A 20,712-nucleotide genomic window follows, 5' to 3' on the forward strand; every position below is an offset into this window, starting at 1 on the left:
AGGGCCTCAAGGGCGTGACGACCGAAACGGGTGCCGGCCAGTGGGGCACCGCCCTTTCGATGTCTACGGCATTCTTTGGACTCGACTGCCAGGTCTACATGGTGAAGGTCTCCTACGAACAGAAGCCGTTCCGCCGCGAAGTCATGCGCACCTACGGAGCCTCCGTGACGCCGTCCCCGTCCATGACGACTGACATCGGCCGCAAGATCAACGCCGAATTCCCGGGCACCACGGGTAGTCTCGGCTGCGCCATCTCCGAAGCCGTGGAAGCAGCCGTGAAGCAGCCGGGTTACCGTTACGTTCTCGGTTCCGTGCTGAACCAGGTGCTCCTCCACCAGTCCGTGATCGGTCTCGAAACCAAGGCCGCTCTCGACAAGCTCGGTGTGAAAGCCGACCTCATTATCGGTTGCGCAGGCGGTGGCTCTAACCTCGGTGGCCTTATTAGCCCGTTCGTCGGCGAAAAGCTTCGTGGCGAAGCCGACTACGATATTCTCGCCGTGGAACCGGCAAGCTGCCCGAGCCTCACTCGCGGTAAGTACGCCTACGACTTCTGCGATACCGGTCGTGTTTGCCCGCTCGCCAAGATGTACACTCTCGGCTCCAGCTTCATGCCGTCCGCCAACCACGCTGGTGGCCTGCGTTACCATGGCATGAGCACCATCCTCTCTGAACTCTACGATCAGGGCCTCATGCGCGCAACGTCCGTGGAACAGACCAAGGTGTTCGAAGCCGCAAAGCTCTTCGCCCAGACCGAAGGTATCCTCCCGGCTCCGGAATCTAGCCACGCTATCCGCGCCACCATCGACGAAGCCCTCAAGTGCAAGGAAAGCGGCCAGGCCAAGAACATCGTGTTCGGCCTCACCGGTACGGGTTACTTCGACATGGTTGCCTACCAGAAGTTCAACGACGGCGAAATGAGCGACTACATCCCGACGGATGAAGATATCGCCAAGAGCCTCGCCCAGCTTCCGCAGGTTCAGGGTTAATCCCTAATTTGTCATCCCCGCCTCCGAGCGGGAATCTTTCAGAATTGAAAAGGCCCCGGATCCAAAGTCCGGGACTTTTCATATTCAAGGAGTTCCTTAATTCTTGCGGCCCGTCACGCGGTAGCGGTACTCGCGTCCGTTTTTCTTGACGCGGACAAACAGGGACTGTTCCTTCGAGTCAAAGTAGAGTCGCGGTTTCTGCGAATCCACAGCACGCTTGCCCGTAAGAACCGGGTTAACCGTCGTCGAATCGTCCCCGGGGCCTACCGACGTAGAATCGTCGGCGACCGCGTACCATTCGGCGTTCTCGATGCTTGCGGTCGCATCGGTCGGAGGCGTCGTGAGGTTCGCGCCATAGTTCGCATTGTTCAGCATGCCATCGTCGACCATGCCATAGAACACGCCCTTCGTAAGTTCTTTCGTGAAGTTGTTCTCGAGGTCGCCGCGCAGCTGTGCCGTGCCGGAAAGCTTCTTGCCGTTTACCGCCCACATCACGCCATAGACCTGCGCGTAGTCCGTCACGGTGGTGTTCACGATAATCGAAATCGCCCCCACCTTCGCGTGCCCGCTGATGGTACCGCTCACGAGCCAAGCGTCTTCTTCGAGCACGGCATCGTCGGAAATTGTACCCGCGGTTACGAGCGCACGCCCGCGGACAGTCGCGTTCCCGCTAATTGTCCCGCCGTTAATGACCGCGAAATCCTCGATTCGCGCGTTCCCACTAATCGTCCCGCCGTTCACGACCGCGTCGGGGCCCACGTACACGCTCGCATCGACCTTCGCCTTGCTACTCACGAGGCCACCGCCGTTGCTATGCTGCTTGTAGCCGCTCGCATTCGAAGGCTTCCAGAAATCCTTGTTGTAACCCTCGGGAGCGCCGTTTACGACTTCGATCATGTACGGGTAGCGGTAAATACTGTAGTAGAACTGGTCCCAGAGAATCGTCTGCATCTCGGTCGGCGTTGCGGTTACGGCCAGCCATAAGGCCTTGTCGTTTGCCTTCGTCTCGATTTCCAGATTGAATCCCGTGCCATGCTTCATCTCGCTGTAGCGCGGCGTACCGTCACTGCCTTCCGCAACAAGGCCGACCGTCCAGCCCGAAGCCGGGTCCGGCAACGCATCCGGCGCATAGTTGCACCACCTGTACGTCTTGCCCTTGTAGTAATCCGTATTGTCGCCAAAGCAGGTGTAGCCGTTCACAGTCGGCTTATCCTGCACGATTCCGCGGAACTTGACCGTGACCGTCCCCGCCTTTTCGGGGTAGATGCGCACCAGGTTGTAGCCCCAGCGCTGCGGAGCCCAGTAGCTTGGCGAAATGTAATGGCCATCGTCCATCTTGTTCAGCATGGTCACGCGCGGGTGCCTGCGGTAATTGTCGCCCCAGCCCGAAGCCTCGCGCCTCGTCGCAAATTCGTAATCGCCCCAGGACTTCCTGTACAACGCCTTTTTCGCGGGCGCATACTCGAGCGTAGCGTTCTTCATCGCGAACTTGCCGAACTGCTGGTTCAGGCTATCGAGCGACCAGCCGTAAACCTTCATCATGGCCGTAAACGGAGTCTGCTCCATGCGGCCGGCTTCCCCATCGCGGATGGATTCCATCCATATACGGTTCACCTCGTGCGCGCCCTTGTTGCCGCCGCCGAATTCCTCCTTGAGGTGTTCGAAGAACTGCCAGTTGCAGTAACGGTCACGCGTAGAGCCATAGTAGAGGAACGGGTAGTTGATAAGGTATTCCGCGCAGTGGGCGTCGTTCGGGTTGTACTGGTGCGCCATCCAGTTCGCATGGCATTCCGCAAACCAGCCCGAATGGCTGTTGTTGCCCATCCAGCCCGCCACTCCCTGCAGGCCGTGCGCAAACTCGTGCGATGTTCCCCAGTAATCCTTCAACGAGCCCACGCCAATCCACATGCCGGGCCCGTATTCGCCATTCAGGCCCTTCACGTAGTCCTGCCCGCCGTAGAGCGCCGCCATCACGGAGTTGTCGAACACGTAGATGTTGCTCTTGAGCTTCCTATCGGGGCTACTCGGGAACGGGAGCATCCATCCGAGCGAATCGATGTAGAACGAGAAAACCTTCTCGAGCGACTGAAGCACGCCCTGCGCATCCGCCGTAGGGATAGACACGTTGTTTGCCTGCCCGTCATCCGTCTTGGGCTTCTTGCAGACCTCGAAATGCTCCGATTCAGCAATCAGCGTAAAGCCGTTGCTTGCGCACTGGTTTACCCACTCAATGGCCGCGGCGTTCGAAACCAACCCCGCCACGGCAAACCCAACCAACATCCTGTTCAATTTCATTGCGTACTCCAATTAATACCGCACAAAAATTCCGACACACCCGCATCGGCTACTAGTGAATTTATCCTTTTTTGCGCAAAAAAAGAAGGGCTCCGGAATATTCCGGGCCCAAAAGCGTGTAAAATCCGTGCAGAAACTACTGGTTGCGCCCCAGTTTCTTGAAGTCGGGGGTGAGCTTCGCGCAGGCGCTGTCCTTCGGGGCGCTGCGGTACAGCACGAGCTCCTTCTCGAAGAACCCCTTCGTAGAGGCGCTCACGCTCCACTTGCTCCCCGCGGGGCAATTTTCCAACAGTACCTTCGAAACCGCAGTAAAGCGGCCGCCCGTTACCTTGTAGTCAAATGCGCTTGTCGATAGCGAGTCGGGAATCTGCAGGGCCGCCGCATTGCCAACCGCCTTGCTCTTCGCGTAAAACGCCTTCTGGGCTTCCATGTACTCGACGGCCTTCTGCTGCATTTCCGCGATGGAATCGGAAACCGACGCGGCCTTCACCGTCTCGTGGCAGCTACGCACTGCAAAAAAGGCAACCACAACCGCCACCACGACAGCAACCGGCAGGGCAATCTTCTTGAGCGGGACATTCCCCACCTTCGCAATGACTTCGCGCAGGGATTCGCCCGACTCTTCCGGGGCGGCCTCGCCCGTTTCCCACTTGAGCAGCCTGAGCGCCACAAGGACATGCACGAACTGCTTGGGCAGGGCAAGCCCCAGCGCCGCGATTACAAGCAGGACAATCGCTATCACCATGAATACGGCCAGGGCGCTTTCGGCAGACGGAAGCAAGCCCTGAACCTCCTTAAGGAGCGAAAGAAGCTGTTTGTCCTCGGCAAAGTTCTGCGAGGCGAAACGCCCGGTGAAGTTGTTGTAGCGGGCAAGCCCGAGCTTTACACCGTCGGTAGCCATCACGAGTACTGCCGAGAGGGCGCGTTCAATAAACAGGAACACCATGCCCACAAGCGCTATCACGCAGGCAATCAGCCGCGCCGTCCGTACCGGAGTCAAACCCGTATTTTTCGCATTATCAATCATCAACTGTCAACCATCAACAATTAATCATCAATCATCAACTATCAATCATCAATTATTTTCCCGCCAGTTCTTTCGCGAGTTTCTTAGCTGTGGTAAAGTCAGCCTTTCCGGTACCGAGCTTCGGGACCTTCTCCACCGCATACGCCACCGCAGGCAGCATAATCGGGGGGAATCCGCTTGCGCGCAGTTCCGAAAGCACGTCCTTCGGGTCCTTATCACCCTGGTAAAGGAGTACAATCTTCTCACCCTTCGCGGAATCGGGAATGGAGGTCACCACGTAGTCGCAGCCCTCGAGCACCGGCGTATCCTGGATCTTCTTTTCCACTGCACCGAGGCTCACCATCTCGCCACCGAGCTTGGCAAATCGGCTGTAGCGGTCCACAATCGTGAGGAAGCCGTCCTCGTCGAGGTAGCCCTTGTCACCCGTACGGTAGTAGCGCTTGCCGTTAATCATCGTAATCACGCTCTTGGTGCGTTCCTCGTCCTTGAGGTAGCCCACCATCACCTGGCAGCCACCGATAAGGATCATACCCGCCTCGCCCGTAGGCAGGGGTTCGTTCGTATCGGGGTCCACAATCAGGAACTGCGAGCCCGGGAGCGCCATGCCCACCGTGCCCGGCTTGTTGTTCACCTGCATGGTCATGTAGTCGCTGTGCAGGTTGTTCTCGGTATTGATACTTGCCACCGGGGCGGTCTCGGTACAGCCGTAGCCCTCGTAGATTTCCTTACCGAACTTGAGGCGGAACGCAGTAGCAAGTTCGGGGCGCAGGGCTTCGGCACCGGCGATAATCAGGCGCACGTACTTGAGTGCCATCGGGTGCACGTAGCGGCTAATCGTAAATGCACGCAAGAACGTCGGGGTCGCCACGAACGCAGTCACGCGGAATTCCGCACAAACTCGCGCCATCGTCTTCACGTCGGTCGGGTCGGCCACGGTTACAATCGGGCAGCCTTCCGTGAGGTTCAACAGCGTAGTCACGGTAAGGCCAAAGCTATGGAACAGCGGGAGTTCCGAAAGCATCACGTCGGCGCGGGTCACGTTGAAAATACAGGCGAGCTGCTGGATGTTGCCCATGAGGTTCCTGTGGCTCAGCATCACGCCCTTCGGGGTTCCCTCGGAACCCGAGCTGAACATGATGGCCGCAATGTCGTCCAGCTTGACTCGCTTGCGGAAGCAGAACTTGATAAGCCAGCACGGTGCAATAATGCAGAAGACCAGGTAGAACGCAATCTTCGCCTTCGGGATAACCTTCATGAAGTCTTCCGCATAGAAAATGCGGAGTTTGTCGCTTGCAATCTGCGAGTAGTCGTTCCCGCGCATCTTGAGCTTTTCCACGAACTGCCTGCTCGTAATCACCGTCTTCACGTCGGCGCGGGCGGCACAGAACTTTACGTTGTCCACAGACGAAGTGTAGTTCAGGTTCACGTTCGTCTTGCCCAAAAGCCAGAGAGCGAGGTTCACGATGACGCCTGCCGGAGAAGGCGGCAACATGATGCCCACGTTCTTCTCGTCGGGGCCAAGAATCTTCTTCAGGTGCCTGCTGAATGCGATAACCGCGCCCATCAGCTTGAAGCCGGAGAAGTGCCCGCCATCGGGATTGTATATGGCAGGGCCGTGCTTCACGTACTTCTTGTAGGTGCGAATCCAGCTGTCGCCGATAGGCTTCACGAACGAGACCGCATAGTTCCAGGCGCTTATGGAAATGTTGCGGATGATGGTGCGGACCTCGTTTGCCGGTGTAGTTGCGGGAATGGACTCGCCAAATGCGACGGTCACGGTACGTTCCGCAGAAGCGCCGTACATGTCGGAACCGCTATAACTGTAGTTGGAGCCCCACAGGCCCTGGATGTAGAACGGCACGACCTGAGCGTCGGTGCCCTCTACCGCCTTCGAATAGTCGATGCTGAACGGTTCAACGTGCGGGGAACGGGCCACCTCGCCCGTCGGGAAAATCACCACCGCGTGGCCCGCCATGAGCTTCTCGTGAATCTTCTTCATGGCGTCTTCGGGATGGCGGTTATCGATACGGATGCTCCCCAAGCGCTTGAGCATGGAGCGCAGGTACCACTTCTCGAAATGGTCCTTGTTGCTAGCGATGCACAGCGGGCGCGGGCAGGCCATCTGCACCATAGCCCAGTCAATAAAGCTGTGGTGGTTACCGACCAGGAGCACCGGACCGTCGTTCGGGATATTGCCCACGTTGAGCACGCGAATCTTGTAACGGCTAAACACCAGGCGCAACAGCGAGCGGACAAGCGCCTGCGGAAGGTTCAGAATGGACCAGTAGAACACGCCCACCGAAATGAGCGCGAGGCCGATAAAGTAATACGGCGGTTCAAGAGACGTGTAGCGGACCAGCGAGGAATAGATGAACAGGAACACCACGAGCACAAGGGCCTGTATCATGTTCGCGAGCGCAATGACCCAGCCCGAATTATTGGGACGGGTGTTGTACTGCAAGAGCGCATTCACCGGAACGAGGAACATGCCACCGAAGATACCGATTGCCGTGTAGAGGATAGAGAGCGCCACCGGATGCACGAAGAACGGGATAAGGAACATGCAGAGCGATGCACCGATCATGCCAAGCGGCACAAAGCCCGTCTCGATAAAATCCTTCGAGTTATGCGCCGCAATGATGGATCCCACCACGAGGCCCACGACGGCAAACGCGAGGTAGTTCTGCATGGTGTTGACCGTCTGCGAACCCGAAACATCCTGGAACACAAGCAGGAACACCTGGGCAAGAGCCCAGAACATCGAGAGAGCGATAATGGAGGCACGGAGCGTGCGGTGACGCCAGCCAAAGCTCAGGCGGCGGCGGGCAACGGAGAACTTGATGTTCTTGTCGTTGTACTTGACCTTCGGGATAAGGAAACTCGCGACCGTACCGAGCACGCTCACCGTAACGAGAATCCAGGGAATCACGACAGACTTCGAAATAATGACCCCGACAGCCTCGTAGCGCACGAGCGCCTGAAGGTCGATAAGGTTCACGCCAACGATGGCAAGCCAGCTCGAGGCGATTATGCCAATCAGGGAGAAAATCTGCAGGAAAGCGTTCGCGTAGCTCAAGTGGTGGACTCCGAACATTTCACGGATGATCGCGTACTTTGCCGCGCTATGGACCGCAAAACCCGAAGACAGGCCGATAGAAAGCCAGAAAGCCACTCGCGGGCAGTTACAGGTGACAAGGACCGCCTGGGCGATAACAAATAGCGTCATGAACAGGGAGGACCACGCGAGCACCTTGTTCTTCGAGAATCGGTTCGAGAAGAAACCGGCGGGCCAAATCATCAGCACGTAAGGCGCGATGAAGAAAATCTGGAGCATGAACGTCTGCCAGGTCTGGCCGGTGGTTGCGCTCGTAAACGAGCCCGAGAGAATCTTTTGGGCATAGATAAACACGCCCATCTGAACAAACACTGTCGCGAGAATCGATAAGAAATAGCGGACAGAACCTCTAACTTTCCACATGAAAAACCCTTAATTTGACCTGCGGGGGCTTTTCCCCGCAGGATTACAATTCGGGTGTAAATTTAGAAAATAGCACGTTTTGCCTCAACGGCTAGGCATCAAACGTTCGATTTCATCGGGCTCTTTCGGGATATTTTCCGAAATATTGCGGAATCCGCCCTTGGTTATCAGCAGGTCATCCTCGATGCGGATGCCGATTTTTGCAAAAATGCGCTTGCCGCGGAAAACGCCCGAAAATTCGCCATAGAGTCCCGGCTCGCAAGAGATAAGCATTCCGGGTTCAAGGGTGACATCGAGCGAACGGGAACCGGGGTCGCCCTCGTGAATCTGTTCCCCGATAAAGTGGCTCACCCCGTGCGGCCGCCTGTCGTACAATAGTTTATACGAGCCCTTCGCGCCGCGCACCAGCCGCGTTTCGAGTTCCTGCATGATAAAATCCCAGGGGACATTCCCGATTTCCCTCAGCGACACGCCCGGGCGCACGAACTTCTGGTATTCCTTCGCCGCATCGAGCACTATCCGGTAAAGCAGCTTCTGCAACGGATTGAAGCGCCCGTTGACAGGCAAGGTGCGCGAAATATCGCTGTGGAGCGACCCGATTCGCACGCCGAAGTCCAGGAGGACCATCTCGCCTGCACGCAGGGGCTCGTCGTTTTTCACATAATGCAGGCAGCAGGCGTTCTCCCCGCAAGCGCAGATTGTCGGGAACGCAAGGTCGCCGTCGCTGTGGCGCTGCATCTCGTAGTCGAGCATGAGCGAGAGGTCGCGTTCGGTACGGAGCTCGCCAAAACGCGAAAGCACTTCGCGAAACGCCCCGTCCGTCACCTTCTGGGCCGCCTCGGCATCCACAATGCGTTCCGGTTCCAGCGGCAGACGCAGTTTCCAGTGCAGCGGAGCCGCACTCCGGAGCACAACATCCATGCCGCGCAAGGCCTTGAGCATCGACTTGCGGAATCGGTCATTGTGGTCGTCGCGGAACTTTTCGAAGAAATACGCATAGGCATGCCCACCCTTCGGGAGCCTCGTCGCCCGCATCGCAATCTCGTCCCAGAGTTCGGATTCGGGACGCACGTCGGCAATCCCCGTCACCTTCCGGACCCCGCTATCGCCTTTCAGGAAACCGAGACGCCTTCCGTTCCAGAACTCCCTGAACGGGTCCTTCGGGGGCACAAACAGAATTTCCTCGTCCGTTGCAGGGTCCAGAAGCAGGTAGCAACCCGCCTGGTTGATGCCCGTGAGGTAAAGAAACGCCGGTTCCTGCACAAACTTGTTCCAAGTCTGCACATAGGCCTCCTCCGAGCCCGGATCGGCCGGTATTCCGGCAAAGACGCAGAACGAGTCGAGAGCCTTCAACATGGCCCTACGGCGTTTTTTGTACAAATTTTTGGAATTGTAGCGCGGGGAATCGATAAAAACCTGCGAATAGGGTCGAGAAAAAGCCTTTGTTGCCATTTTTTCCTCAGGAAAAGTAAAATTTCGCCATAAATTTACCATTTTAGCGCTCTTTCCGTTTCAAATTATTATAGATTTTAGGCATCACAGACTAGAATGGAGCCTGAACAAATGTCACTTACAAAAAAATGGAAAGTTATCCTTGCATCCCTTTCGTTCGCACTCTTGACCGCATGTGCCGGCTCCTCCGGTGGCGGTAGCGAAGGCTACAGCGGCGATGACGGCGATGAAGCCGCATCTGTCGAAGGCGGAAGCAGCAGCAAGCCTTCCAAGCCCAAGGAAGTTATTGACGAAAACAAGCTGAAGAAGACCGAAGACGAAGCCATGGCCGCCAACGAAGAGAACCATAAGCTCCGCAAGGAAATCTTCGATGCCAAGAACAAGTTGGGCATTCCGGTGGAACGTCCCGACGCCGAGTAGGCCATTTGGAACATTATTCCATCTCAGATAACCTGAAACGCATGATTTCGGGTGAGAACGAAACGGTTTTCCGGTTGCTGGAGAGCCGTTTTTGTGTTGAGATACTCACGCGCATGCACGGTCTCACCATCCGCGAAAAGGAAGGGGCTGACACAGCAGGCCTCCTCGCCGTGCTCGACCAGCTCAAGATAGCGGCAAGGAACGGGAACCCGCTTTCGGCAAGCGACGTTTCGCGCCTTCTAGGTGCCCCCTCGCCCGCCGTTCCCCCTCTTGGCGAATTCTCGCCCGCGCCCGTCCTCCGGAACAGGTTCGGGGTCCCGGTCGCCGCGAAAACGCGCGCGCAGGCCGAGCTGATACGCGCGGTCGGCGAGAACGACATCGTTTTCGCGAAGGGTCCGGCGGGCACCGGCAAGACCTTCCTCGCGGTCGCGCTTGCGGTTGCAAGCCTCGAAAACCACGAAGCCGAAAGGATATGCCTCGTGCGACCGGCCGTCGAAGCCGGAGAATCACTCGGTTTTTTGCCCGGCGACCTCAAGGAAAAGATCGCCCCCTACCTGCGCCCCATCCACGACAGCCTCGCCGAGCTGCTCCCGACCGAGAAACTCCGCCGCTACGAGGAAACCGGCGCCATCGAAGTCGCCCCCCTCGCCTACATGCGAGGCCGAACGCTCAAGCGGGCATTCATCATCCTCGACGAGGCCCAAAACACGACCACGGCCCAGATGAAGATGTTCCTCACGCGTATCGGCCCCAACAGCAAGGCCATCATCTGCGGGGACACATCCCAGGTCGACCTTCCCGCCGCCCAGGAATCGGGACTCGAGCACGCCATGAGGATCCTTTCCGGAATCCGCGGCATCGCACGAATCGAATTTGAAGCAACAGACGTCCTGCGCCACCACCTGGTAAAAGACATCCTGCTCGCCTACGAACAAAGAGATTCAAAGGAAAAGAGAAAATGAAGAAGAAGCAGAAGAGAATCCATCTCGCTATCGGTTGGTTGCTGATAACGGCACTTGCCATCCTCCTTTTTCCCGACAAGAACATCGCGCTACAAGCCGAACACCCGCACCTCGGGCAGCTGAGCACCCGCACCATCGTCGCAACGCTCAATTTTGACATTCCCAAGTCCCAACAGGAAATCGAGACCGAACGCCAGCGCGCCGAAGAAAAGGTGAATGCCATCTTCGGGTACAACACCGACGAGACAAACCGCATCAGCGAGGACCTCAAGCAATATCTGCACAAGCTCGCCCAGTACGGCTACCTCCAGTCACAAATCAGCGCTAGCGGAGCCAATAACGAAAGCAACGATTCCATACAAAAGAAGGTGCAACAGGCAAGCCGCATCTACGAAACGCTCAAGCAGAGAGTCTCCATTACCGCCATCCGTCCGCTGAGCCAGAACGCCAAGGCCCGCGACTCCCTGTTCGCCACATTCAACCGCATGCTCGAAAAGGGCGTATCGAACACGCTCATAGCGAAAACCGAAACCGAAGTCCAGCTTTTCAACAACAACTACAACCTCCAGAATACAAAGTATATCATCTACAACAAGCCGACCGTTTCGCTCATCAAGGATAGCGACGAAAGCACCGTCGAAATCAGCGAAATCCAGCCGCTGCAACGAAGCATCGAAGAAGCGTTCAACCAGCTACAGCGTGCCTTCCCTACCGAGCAAGCGCTCCAGAGCGCATTCTACGAAGTCCTGTACGTATTTACGCTTCCCAACGTGTTCTACCTCGAAAAGGAGACCCAGGCGCGCAAGCAAGAAGCGAGGAACAAGGTCACCCTCATCAAGGGCATGGTCCCGCGCGGCGTGGAAATCGTCTCGCAGGGCACCCCCGTCACCAAGGAAATCCTCGAAAAGCTCGAAGCGTTCCAGCAGGCCCAGCAGAAAGAAGAGAACGCGCGCACCCTCACGGCTCCCTATGGCCAGGCGCTCGTATTCTTCGTCATCATTTCCGTATTGTTCGCGTTTTTCGCGTTCTCATCCGCGACAAAATCCCTCAAGACGCCGAGACAGCTGTGGAGTCTCATGGTCATCCTGGCGCTTCAGCTCGTCGCCTACTGGATTGTGCACAACTTCTCCGGCAGTCTCAGCAAGCTGGAAATGGTCGTCATTCCCGAAGGCATCGACTTCATGTGGGTATACCCCTTCGCAGTCGCCCCTGTCATCGCGATGGTCCTCTACGAGCAGCGCGTAGGGATTGCCTTCTCCGCGTTCTCGGCCATGTTCTTCGGCATCCTCAACGGCTATGACCTCGCCGCAACGATTACCGTGTTCGGAGTCCTTTCCATCCTCACCCAGCCGCTCGCCCGCATCCGCTACCGTATCCAGTTCGTATGGTCCATCATTGCAGGAATCGTCGCGCTCGCAGGCGCCATCTGCATCATGTTCCTGCTCAGGAACCGCATGGGCGGCATTCCCTTCTACCAGACGCTCATCGCAGGCAGCGTGAACATCATCATCTGTTCCGCCATCGCCTCCGTGCTGTTCATCCACCTTATCGAACGCATCTTCGGCATCACGACCGTGCTCACACTCATGGAGATGTCCGACTTCAACCGTCCGGCACTCAAGCGTATCTCGGAGCTCGCCCCAGGCACGTTCCACCACAGCATCCAGGTTTCGAACCTCGCCGAAAAAGTCGCAGACAGCATCGGTGCGAATTCGCTCCTGGTACGTGTCATGGCGCTCTACCACGATATCGGCAAAACCATGCGCCCCGAATACTTCACCGAGAACCAGAAACAGGGCGTGAACCCACACAATAACATCGAGCCCGACCAGTCCGCAAAAATTATTGTAAGCCACGTGGAACAGGGTGCGGTGCTGGCCAAGGACTACAAGATTCCCGACCTGGTCGCCGCAGGCATCACCGAGCACCACGGGACGACACTCATCCAGTACTTCTACCATAAGGCCGTCGAAGCCGCCAAGGAAGAGGGAAAGACCGTCGACGAGTCCGTTTTCCACTACAAGGGTCCCAAGCCCCAGAGCAAGGAAACGGCCATTCTCATGCTTGCCGACATCATCGAAGCAACAAGCCGCTCCATGACGGACCAGAACCCCGAAATTCTTGAATCGATGATCCATTCGACCATCCACGGCAGATTCGACGAAGGGCAGTTCAGCGAATGCGACCTCTCCATCAAGGAGCTCTTCAAGCTCGAGAAGGCGTTCATGCACAGCCTTGACGGCACATTCCACACCCGCGTCAAGTACCCCGGCCAGAAATAGCCCCGAGCATCCAAACGGACTGCCCAGGCATCCAGAAGAGTATCCCCGCAGCAGGCGGGGATTTTTTTTGAAAAAAAAAGAAGAAAAAGCGCCCTTTTCACTTGACAAGGTGCAATATCATTTATATATTTGGCTCGTTGACTGATTTATCGGTCAAAACCACTCTGGGGTGGTAGCTCAATTTTGGTTAGAGCACCGGCCTGTCACGCCGGAGGTTGCGAGTTCAAGCCTCGTCTATCCCGCGAAGAAGTCCTCTCGAAAGAGAGGACTTCTCGTTTATTGAGCGAAGTGAAACAACCGCCCCCAGCCTCCCAAAACTAAATTTCACCTCCCACGTCCTCATTCAAGGCAATCGCTAAACACAGAAAAGCCCGCGCAGTGCGCGGGCTCTGAAACTTTGCATTACTGCCTAGGGCTATCTTTTCTTCTTTTTCTTCTTGCCCTTCTTGTCTTCCTTGGCGGGCTTTTCCTCTTCCTTCGGCTCTTCGACCTTCGGAGCCGGCTTCGGAGCATTGCCACGCAGGTCCTTCATCTTGAAGGTGACATTGACTTCGGCAGTTTCGACCTTGGAGTAGACCCCACCCGGATCCTTCACCTTGAAGGTGAATTCATCGAGGCCAGAGAATCCGCGGTTCGGCGTGTAGGTGAAGCTACCGTCGCGTTCGTTCAAGTCGATCTTGCCGTTACGCGGACGCTGCACCAGCTGGGCAGACACGGGCTTTTCGCCATCGGCATCGGAGACGCCTGCGAAGAGGCCTTCGGAAGCAGGAACCTTGAGGGTCTCGCCTTCCTGGACCATGTAGGTCTGGCTCTTTGCCACCGGCGGGTCGTTGACGGCCGTCACCGTGAACGTAGCCGTCTTCGAAGCCTTCGCGCCATCCGGGTCAGACACCGTGAAGGTGATGCGTTCCGGCTTGCCGTTCCAGTTCTCATGCGGCTGGGCTACCGTAATCGTCCTCTTGTACTTGTCGTGCTTCACGTCGAGGAACTTGTTGCCGCTCCAACTCCACTTGAGCTCTTCGTTCCTGTGGTCCTTGTCGCGAGCATACTGGTCAAGCTTGATGACAGCGATTACGCCGCCATGGTCATCTTCCTTGATGGTGTAGTCAGGAATGTCGCGCATCACGGGGACTGCATTCACATGCTTCACCACGAACTTCACGACAGTCTTGTCCATGCCACCGGCCGGATCCTGGGCCATGAACACAAGCGTTTCTTCGCCAAACCAATCCTGCTTCTTGGGCTTCACGACAGCCTCGCGGCCACCGGAAATCATCACATCGAGGAACTTGGCTCCCGTCACCTTCCACTTGATTTCGTGAGCCTTGTGATCGGGGTCGGATACATACTGGTCGAGTTTAATCGGCTTGAAGGACTTGCCTTCGAGCGTTTCCTGGCCCGGAATTTCCTTCACGACCGGCGGATCGTTAACCGGCTTCACCGTAAACTTAACATTGACGGAAGCCTTTTCGCCCGACGGATCAAATACGTTCACGGTCACGGTTTCGGTTCCGTTCCAGAACTTGTTCGGAGTTTCGCAGGTCAGCACGCCCTTGTCGCTAATGTTGAAGATGAGCTCATGCTTCACAGGAGCCTCTTCAGGTTCGGCATGCTTGTGCTTCTTGCCCTTCTTGGCAGGGGCATCCTTTGCACCCGGCTTGTCGTTGTCGAGCGTCCACTTGAGTTCCTCAAGTTTGTTATCCGGGTCGTTCACCACCTTACTGAAGTCGAACGGCTGGAACTGCCTCTTTTCTTCGATGACGAACGGCTGCACCGGTTTGAGCGTCGGCGGGTCATTCACCGGGGTCACCTCGAAGGTCGCGTTCGAAGATGCCGTAGCACCGGAAGGATCCTTCACAGTGAACGTGATGGTTTCCTTGCCGAACCAGTTCGGATTCGGGGTCACAACCATCGCGCGGCTGCCCTTGATATCAACCTTCAACTGCTTGTTGCCAGAAACAGACCACTTGAGTTCAGACGGCTTGTTATCCGGGTCCTCGGCAGCCTTGGAGAGGTCGACAGGCTCGAAGCGTTCCTTTTCCTTGATCTTCTGACCGGCAATACGCTTAATGGTCGGCGGGTCGTTCACCGGAGTCACCTCGAAGGTAATCTGCACGGATGCCTTCGCGCCTTCCGGGTCAATCACATCGACCTTAACCTTCTCGGTACCGCTCCAGAACTTGTCCGGAGTCGTGACTACAAGTTCCTTCTTGCTGTTCACGGAGGCCTTCAGGGCACGCGTGGAGCCGATTTCGAACTTGAGCGCTGCGAACGGGTGGTCCGGATCGGAAACGAACTGGGAAAGCTCAATCGGCTTGAAGTGTTCCTTTTCCTGGATAGACTGGATAGGAATCGGCTTGATCACCGGGGCGTCGTTCACGGACTCCACGAGGAAATTCGCAGTCTTCGAGGCCTTCGCGCCTTCCGGGTCAGTGACCGTGAAGGTGACATTGCGTTCACCATGCCAGTACTTGTCGGCAATCTTGATATGGGCAATGTTCCTGTTGTCGATTTCGACCTGGAAGTCGTCAGCAGGGACCGGAGCCGGAGCCGCTTCTTCTTCCTTCTCATCCTTGCCGCCCTTCTTGCCCTTCTTTGCAGGCTTCTTGGACTTCTTCTCCTCTTTCTTGGGAGCAGGAGCCGCAGCGGCCTTGGCAACAGTAGCAGTCCACGTGAGCTGTTCGGGCTTGTGGTCCGGGTCACGCACGAACTTGTTCAGGTCGATATCCTTGAACTGGCCTTTCTCCTTGATTTTCTGGTCCGGAATGTCCTTCATTTCGGGAGAGTCGTTCACGGAGGTAATCTCGAAGGTCACCGTCTGCGACGTTTCTGCGCCGTCCGGGTCCTTCACAATAAGCACCATCGTCTCGGGAGCGCACCAGAAGTACTTATCCGGAGCAGAGACGGTAAGGATGCGGCTCGGGGAAATTTCAGCCTTGAGCTGCTTGTTGCCCGAAACCTTCCACACGAGTTCGTTCGGCTTGTTATCCGGGTCCTTCACGTATTCGTCGAGCTTGATCTGCTTGAACTGTTCCTTTTCCTTGATCTTCTGATCAGGAATCTTCTTCGCGAGCGTCGGCGGGTCGTTCACGCGGGTCACCTCGAAGGTCATCTTGTGGTTGGCAGATGCACCTTCCGGGTCGGTCACCGTGAAGGTGAGCATTTCGCGGCCGGACCACTGCGGATCGGGCACGGAAACGATTACCGTGTTATCCTTACGCATGTCGACCTTCAGCTGCTTGTTGCCGGAAACAGTCCACTTGAGCTTGGATGCGGCGTGGTCCGGGTCATGAGCAAGGTTAGAAAGGTCGATGGTCTTGAAGCGGCCACCCTCGCGGATGGTTTCGCCCTGCGGGGCCTTGTCCGAAATCTTCGGAGAGTCGTTTATGGAGCGCACCTCGAAGCGGGCGGTCTTCGAAACCTTCGCGCCTTCCGGGTCGGTCGCGGTGAACGTGATGTTTGCCGCACCGTTCCAGTACTTGTTCGGGATTTCGATGGTGGCCACCTGCTGGGCATCAATCTTCACCTTCAGCATATCGCCTGCAGGCGCATTTTCTTCTTCCTTCGCGACCTTCGCGCCCTTCTTGCCCTTCTTGGCGGGCTCGGCACCGGCAAGCTTCGCGGGCTTCACGTCAAAGCTCCACTTGATTTCAGAAGCCTTGTGGTCCGGATCCTTCACGAGGTCGCCAAGCTTGATCGTCTGGAACTGCTTCTTTTCGTCGATGGACTGGTCCTTGAGTTCGCGCACGAATTCAGGAGCATCGTTCACGGATTCCACGGTAAAGGTCACCTTGCGAGAATCAGAGGCGCCTTCCGGGTCGGTAACGGTAAACGTAATCGTCTCGGAGCCATGCCAGAACGGATTCGGCTGCGTGACAGTCACCTTGTGGCTGCCATCCATCTGCACCTTGAGTTCCTTCGCACCTTCGATCTTCCACTTGAGCTTGTTCTTCGGGTGGTCGAGGTCTTCCACAAAGTTGTCAAGTTCGATAGGCTTGAACTGGCCCTTCTCCTTGATAGTCTGGCTTGCGATATCCTTCATCACCGGCACATCGTTGATGGACTTCACGGTAAAGGCCACCTGGGTCTTGGCAGTAGCGCCTTCCGGGTCCGTCACGGCGAACGTCACCTTCTCGGTGCCGTTCCACATCTTGTTCGGGGCCTTAATCGTAGCCTTGCCATCCTTGCTGATATCAATCTTCAGTTCCTTGTTGCCAGTCACTTCAATCTTCAGCTTCTCGAACGGATGGTCCGGGTCCTTGATGATGGAAGCGAGGTCAATCGGAGCGAATTCCTGCTTTTCTTCGATGGTCTGGTCGTCAATCTTGCCAATCGTCGGGGCATCGTTCACGGAGGTCACGGTAAAGAGGGCCGTGCAAGTTGCCTTGCCGCCTTCCGGGTCTTCCACCTTGAACGTAATCTCTTCGGCACCGTTCCAGTTCTTGTCCGGAATGACGATGCGCGCCATGCGGTTCTCGACCTTCACGGAGAGCTTCGGGGTGTAACCCTTCGGAGCACCCTTTGCGCCCTTCACGTCGAAGCTCCAGGTGAGTTGTTCGGGCTTGTGGTCCGGGTCGTTCACGATGTCTGCGAGGTTGATAATCGCAAACTCGCGCTTTTCGGGAATGGTCTGGTCCTTGATGGGCTTCGTGAACACCGGCAGGTCATTCACGGATTCCACGGTAAACTTCACGCTACGGCTGTCAGCAGCACCTTCCGGGTCGGTAACGGTGAACTTCACTGTTTCTTCGCCATGCCAGAACTTGTTCGGGGCGGTGACCGTCACCACGCGCTTGCTGTCCATCTGGACCTTCAGGTCCTTGTTGCCGGAGAACGTCCACTTGAGCTTGGAGTTGTCGTGGTCCTCGTCCTTCACGAAGTCGTCGAGGGCGATGGTCTTGAACTGTTCCTTCTCCTTGATCTTCTGGCTCGGGATATCCTTCATCACCGGCACGTCGTTGATGGACTTCACGGTGAACACGGCGTCGCTCTTGGCAGAAGCGCCTTCCGGGTCAGTCACGGTGAAGGTCACCTTCTCGGAGCCGTTCCACTTGGCATCCGGAGTCTTGATGGTCGCCGTTCCGTTCTTGTCGATATCAATCTTCAACTGCTTGTTGCCAGTGACCGTCCACTTAAGGTCCTTGAATTCGTGGTCGGCGTCGCTTGCAAGTTCAGCAAGGTTCACGGAATTGAACTGCTGCTTTTCTTCAATCATCTGGTCCGGAATCTTCTTGAGGGTCGGCACGTCGTTCACGGAGGTCACGGTGAACACGGCCTTCGAGGAAGCCTTCGCGCCTTCAGGGTCGGACACGGTGAACGTGATTTCTTCGGCACCGTTCCAGTACTTGTCCGGAATGCTAATCTTGGCAACCATCTGGGCATCGACTTCAACCGTAAGACCGGCGTCTTTCTTCTTGGAGCCAGCGGCAGGCTTCACTTCGATATTCCAGGTAAGATCGGAATTCTTGTTATCGAGGTCGCGAACCATTTCGCCAAGCTTGATGGGCTGGAACTGTTCCTTTTCCTTGATGGTCTGCGGCTGCACCTGCTTCACGAATTCAGGAACGTCGTTCACAGATTCGACCGTGTATGTAGCAGAACGTTCGTCAGTAGCACCCTCCGGATCGGTCACCTTGATGGTGAGCGTCTCGGAACCGTTCCACTGCGGAGAGGGCGGAGTCACCTTCATCACGCGGTTGGCATCGACGCTAACCTTGAGTTCGTGGTTACCGGTGATAGACCACTTGAGTTTTGCCTTTTCATGGTCAAGGTCCTCGACATACTTATCAAGTTCAACAGGCTTGAACTGGCCCTTTTCCTTGATAGTCTGTTCAGGAATATCCTTCATGACCGGAGTGTCGTTGATGGACTTTACCGAGAGTTTCATAGTGGTCTTCGCCACTCCCCCATCCGGGTCGGTCGCCGTGAACGTGAGCGTTTCGGAACCGTTCCAGAGTTCGCTCGGAGTCTTGAACGAGACCTCGCGGGTCTTCGCGTTGATGTTGACCTTGATATCCTTGTTGCCGGAAACTTCGACCTTCAGCTTCGAAATGTCGTGGTCCGGGTCAGAGAGGAACTCGTCAAGAACGATGGAGGAGAGTTCAGTCTTCTCTTCGACTTCCTGGTCCGGAATCTTCGTGAACACCGGCTTGTCGTTTATGGAAGTGACGGTGAGGGTAACGGCCTGCTTGATGGAAGCACCTTCCGGGTCGGTGCAGGTGAAGGTCGCGACGGCAGAGCCGTTCCAGTACTGGTCCGGAATTTCGATGGAGGCCACGCGGCTTTCGTCGATATTCACGTTGAGCGTGCCGGATTCCGGTTCCTTGCCCTGGTGCTTCACGTCGACATCCCAGGAAAGTTCGGAATTCTTGTGGTCGGCATCCTTCACGAATTCATCGAGCTTGATCTTTGCAAACTGCTTCTTCTCGTCAATCGTCTGGTTCGGAATCTGCTTGGCAAACTCGGGCTTGTCGTTCACGGAGTTCACCGTGAAGCTGGCCTCGGATTCGGCACAAGCGTTGGCCGGGTCGCAGACCTTGAACTTGAGCGTTTCGGAACCGTTCCAGAACTTGTTCGGAATACTAATGGTTGCAACACCGCCGGCGATCTTCACCTTCAGGTCCTTGTTGCCGGAGACTTCCCACTTGAGCTGTTCCATCTTGTGGTCGGGGTCCTTCACGAGCTGCGAAAGCTCAACCGGCTTGAATTCCTGCTTTTCCTCGATTGTCTGTTCAGGCACATCCTTCGTGAATTCCGGCGGGTCGTTGATGGACTTCACCGTGAAGGTGGCCTTCGTGCTAACAGCCGCACCAGCGGGGTCGGTCGCCGTGAAGGTCACTGTCTCGGAACCGTTCCAGAATTCGTTCGGGATCTTGATGTTCGCAGTACCGTACTTGTCGATATCGAACTTGAGGTCCTTGTTGCCCGCGATGGTCCACTTGATCTTCGACACGTCGTCATCGACATCGCTCACGAAATCGGTCAGGGAGATGGACTCGAACTCGTTCTTCTCTTCGATGGTCTGGTCAGGAATCTTCTGGAGTACCGGCGGGTCGTTGATGGGCTTCACTGTAAAAAGGGCCGTCTTCTTATCGCTCGCATACTCGCCGTCAGTCGCCGTAAACGTAATCTTTGCAGCACCATACCAGTTGGTATCGGGGATAATGATGGTCGCCACGCGCTTCGGGTCGATTTCCACATTCAGGTCGCCGTCGGCTTGATCCTTACCTGCCGGTTGAATGTCGAATTCCCAAAGAATCTGGTCCTTCGGGTGGTCAGGGTCGGTCACGAAATCGTCGAGCTTAATCTTCGCGAACTGCTTGCCTTCGTCAATCGTCTGTTCGGGAATGTCCTTCATCACCGGCGGATTGTTCACGGACTCGACAGAGAAATTCACCGTCTCAGAACCAACCGCACCCTTCGTGTCTTTCGCCTCGAAGGTGATGTCTTCGGAACCGTTCCAATACTGGTCCGGCACCTGGAGGTTCGCCACGCGGTCGGCCGAGATAGTCACCTTGATACTCTTGTTGCCCGAAACGGACCACTTGATCTGCGCAGGCTTGTCCATGTCATCGGACACATAGCTGTCAAGCTTGATCGGAGCGAACTTGCCACCTTCGTTAATCGATTCGCCGGGAATCCCGTTCACAGACGGAGCGTTGTTTTCCACAGCCGGAGCGGAATCGGACGATTCCTGCGCTATAACAACAGAAGCCAAAATTCCAGCCGATGCCAGAAGGGCTGTTACAGGCCAATTCTTTCTATTCATCATTCAATATCTCCCTTTATACACTTACACAAGCAATCCATC

General features: G+C 56.3%; 9 protein-coding genes and 1 tRNA gene. 5 read left to right on the forward strand and 5 right to left on the reverse strand.

Features of this window, described 5'->3' with window-relative positions; translation table 11 throughout:
* Positions 1-986: TrpB-like pyridoxal phosphate-dependent enzyme (locus B2952_RS02760; RefSeq protein WP_290781494.1), on the forward strand; the 986-nt coding region annotated here is incomplete at its 5' end.
* Positions 987-1,082: 96 nt separating this feature from the next.
* Here the strand turns inward: B2952_RS02760 and B2952_RS02765 are convergent.
* The 4 genes from B2952_RS02765 to B2952_RS02780 all read right to left on the reverse strand — a co-directional run bounded on the left by B2952_RS02765 (position 1,083) and on the right by B2952_RS02780 (position 9,280).
* The gene (locus B2952_RS02765; RefSeq protein WP_290733899.1) at positions 1,083-3,281 is read right to left on the reverse strand and encodes a DUF6055 domain-containing protein; all 2,199 of its coding nucleotides are present in this window, start codon (positions 3,279-3,281) and stop codon (positions 1,083-1,085) included.
* Between the two features lie 136 nt (positions 3,282-3,417).
* Positions 3,418-4,308 carry a hypothetical protein gene (locus B2952_RS02770; RefSeq protein ID WP_290733897.1) on the reverse strand — a complete coding sequence of 297 codons (891 nt, stop codon included), beginning with the start codon at positions 4,306-4,308 and terminating at the stop codon, positions 3,418-3,420.
* Between the two features lie 52 nt (positions 4,309-4,360).
* Complete coding sequence (locus B2952_RS02775) at positions 4,361-7,786, reverse strand: MFS transporter (protein ID WP_290733895.1); 3,426 nt, start codon at positions 7,784-7,786, stop codon at positions 4,361-4,363.
* Positions 7,787-7,870: 84 nt separating this feature from the next.
* Complete coding sequence (locus B2952_RS02780) at positions 7,871-9,280, reverse strand: aminopeptidase P family protein (RefSeq protein ID WP_349682243.1); 1,410 nt, start codon at positions 9,278-9,280, stop codon at positions 7,871-7,873.
* A gap of 69 nt (positions 9,281-9,349) precedes the next feature.
* Between B2952_RS02780 and B2952_RS02785 the strand changes: the two genes are divergently transcribed.
* The 4 genes from B2952_RS02785 (at position 9,350) to B2952_RS02800 (ending at position 13,144) form a co-directional block, all read left to right on the forward strand.
* A complete protein-coding gene (locus B2952_RS02785; RefSeq protein ID WP_173365592.1) occupies positions 9,350-9,658 on the forward strand; it encodes a hypothetical protein in 309 nt (102 codons plus the stop codon).
* 5 nt (positions 9,659-9,663) lie between these two features.
* Entirely contained in the window at positions 9,664-10,620 is a 957-nt protein-coding gene (locus B2952_RS02790) for a PhoH family protein (protein ID WP_290738259.1), read from the forward strand.
* Entirely contained in the window at positions 10,617-12,902 is a 2,286-nt protein-coding gene (locus tag B2952_RS02795; protein WP_173381465.1) for an HD family phosphohydrolase, read from the forward strand. Before B2952_RS02790 ends, B2952_RS02795 begins: the two co-directional genes overlap by 4 nt.
* Before the next feature lie 166 nt (positions 12,903-13,068).
* Positions 13,069-13,144 (forward strand) — tRNA-Asp (locus tag B2952_RS02800).
* Positions 13,145-13,317: 173 nt separating this feature from the next.
* Here the strand turns inward: B2952_RS02800 and B2952_RS02805 are convergent.
* Positions 13,318-20,673, reverse strand: a complete 7,356-nt coding sequence (locus B2952_RS02805) for a tandem-95 repeat protein (protein ID WP_290730676.1) — start codon at positions 20,671-20,673, stop codon at positions 13,318-13,320.
* Between the last annotated feature and the right edge of the window lie 39 nt (positions 20,674-20,712).

It is taken from the genome of Fibrobacter sp. UBA7003 (genome assembly GCA_002449765.1).
In the GTDB taxonomy this organism is placed as follows: domain Bacteria; phylum Fibrobacterota; class Fibrobacteria; order Fibrobacterales; family Fibrobacteraceae; genus Fibrobacter.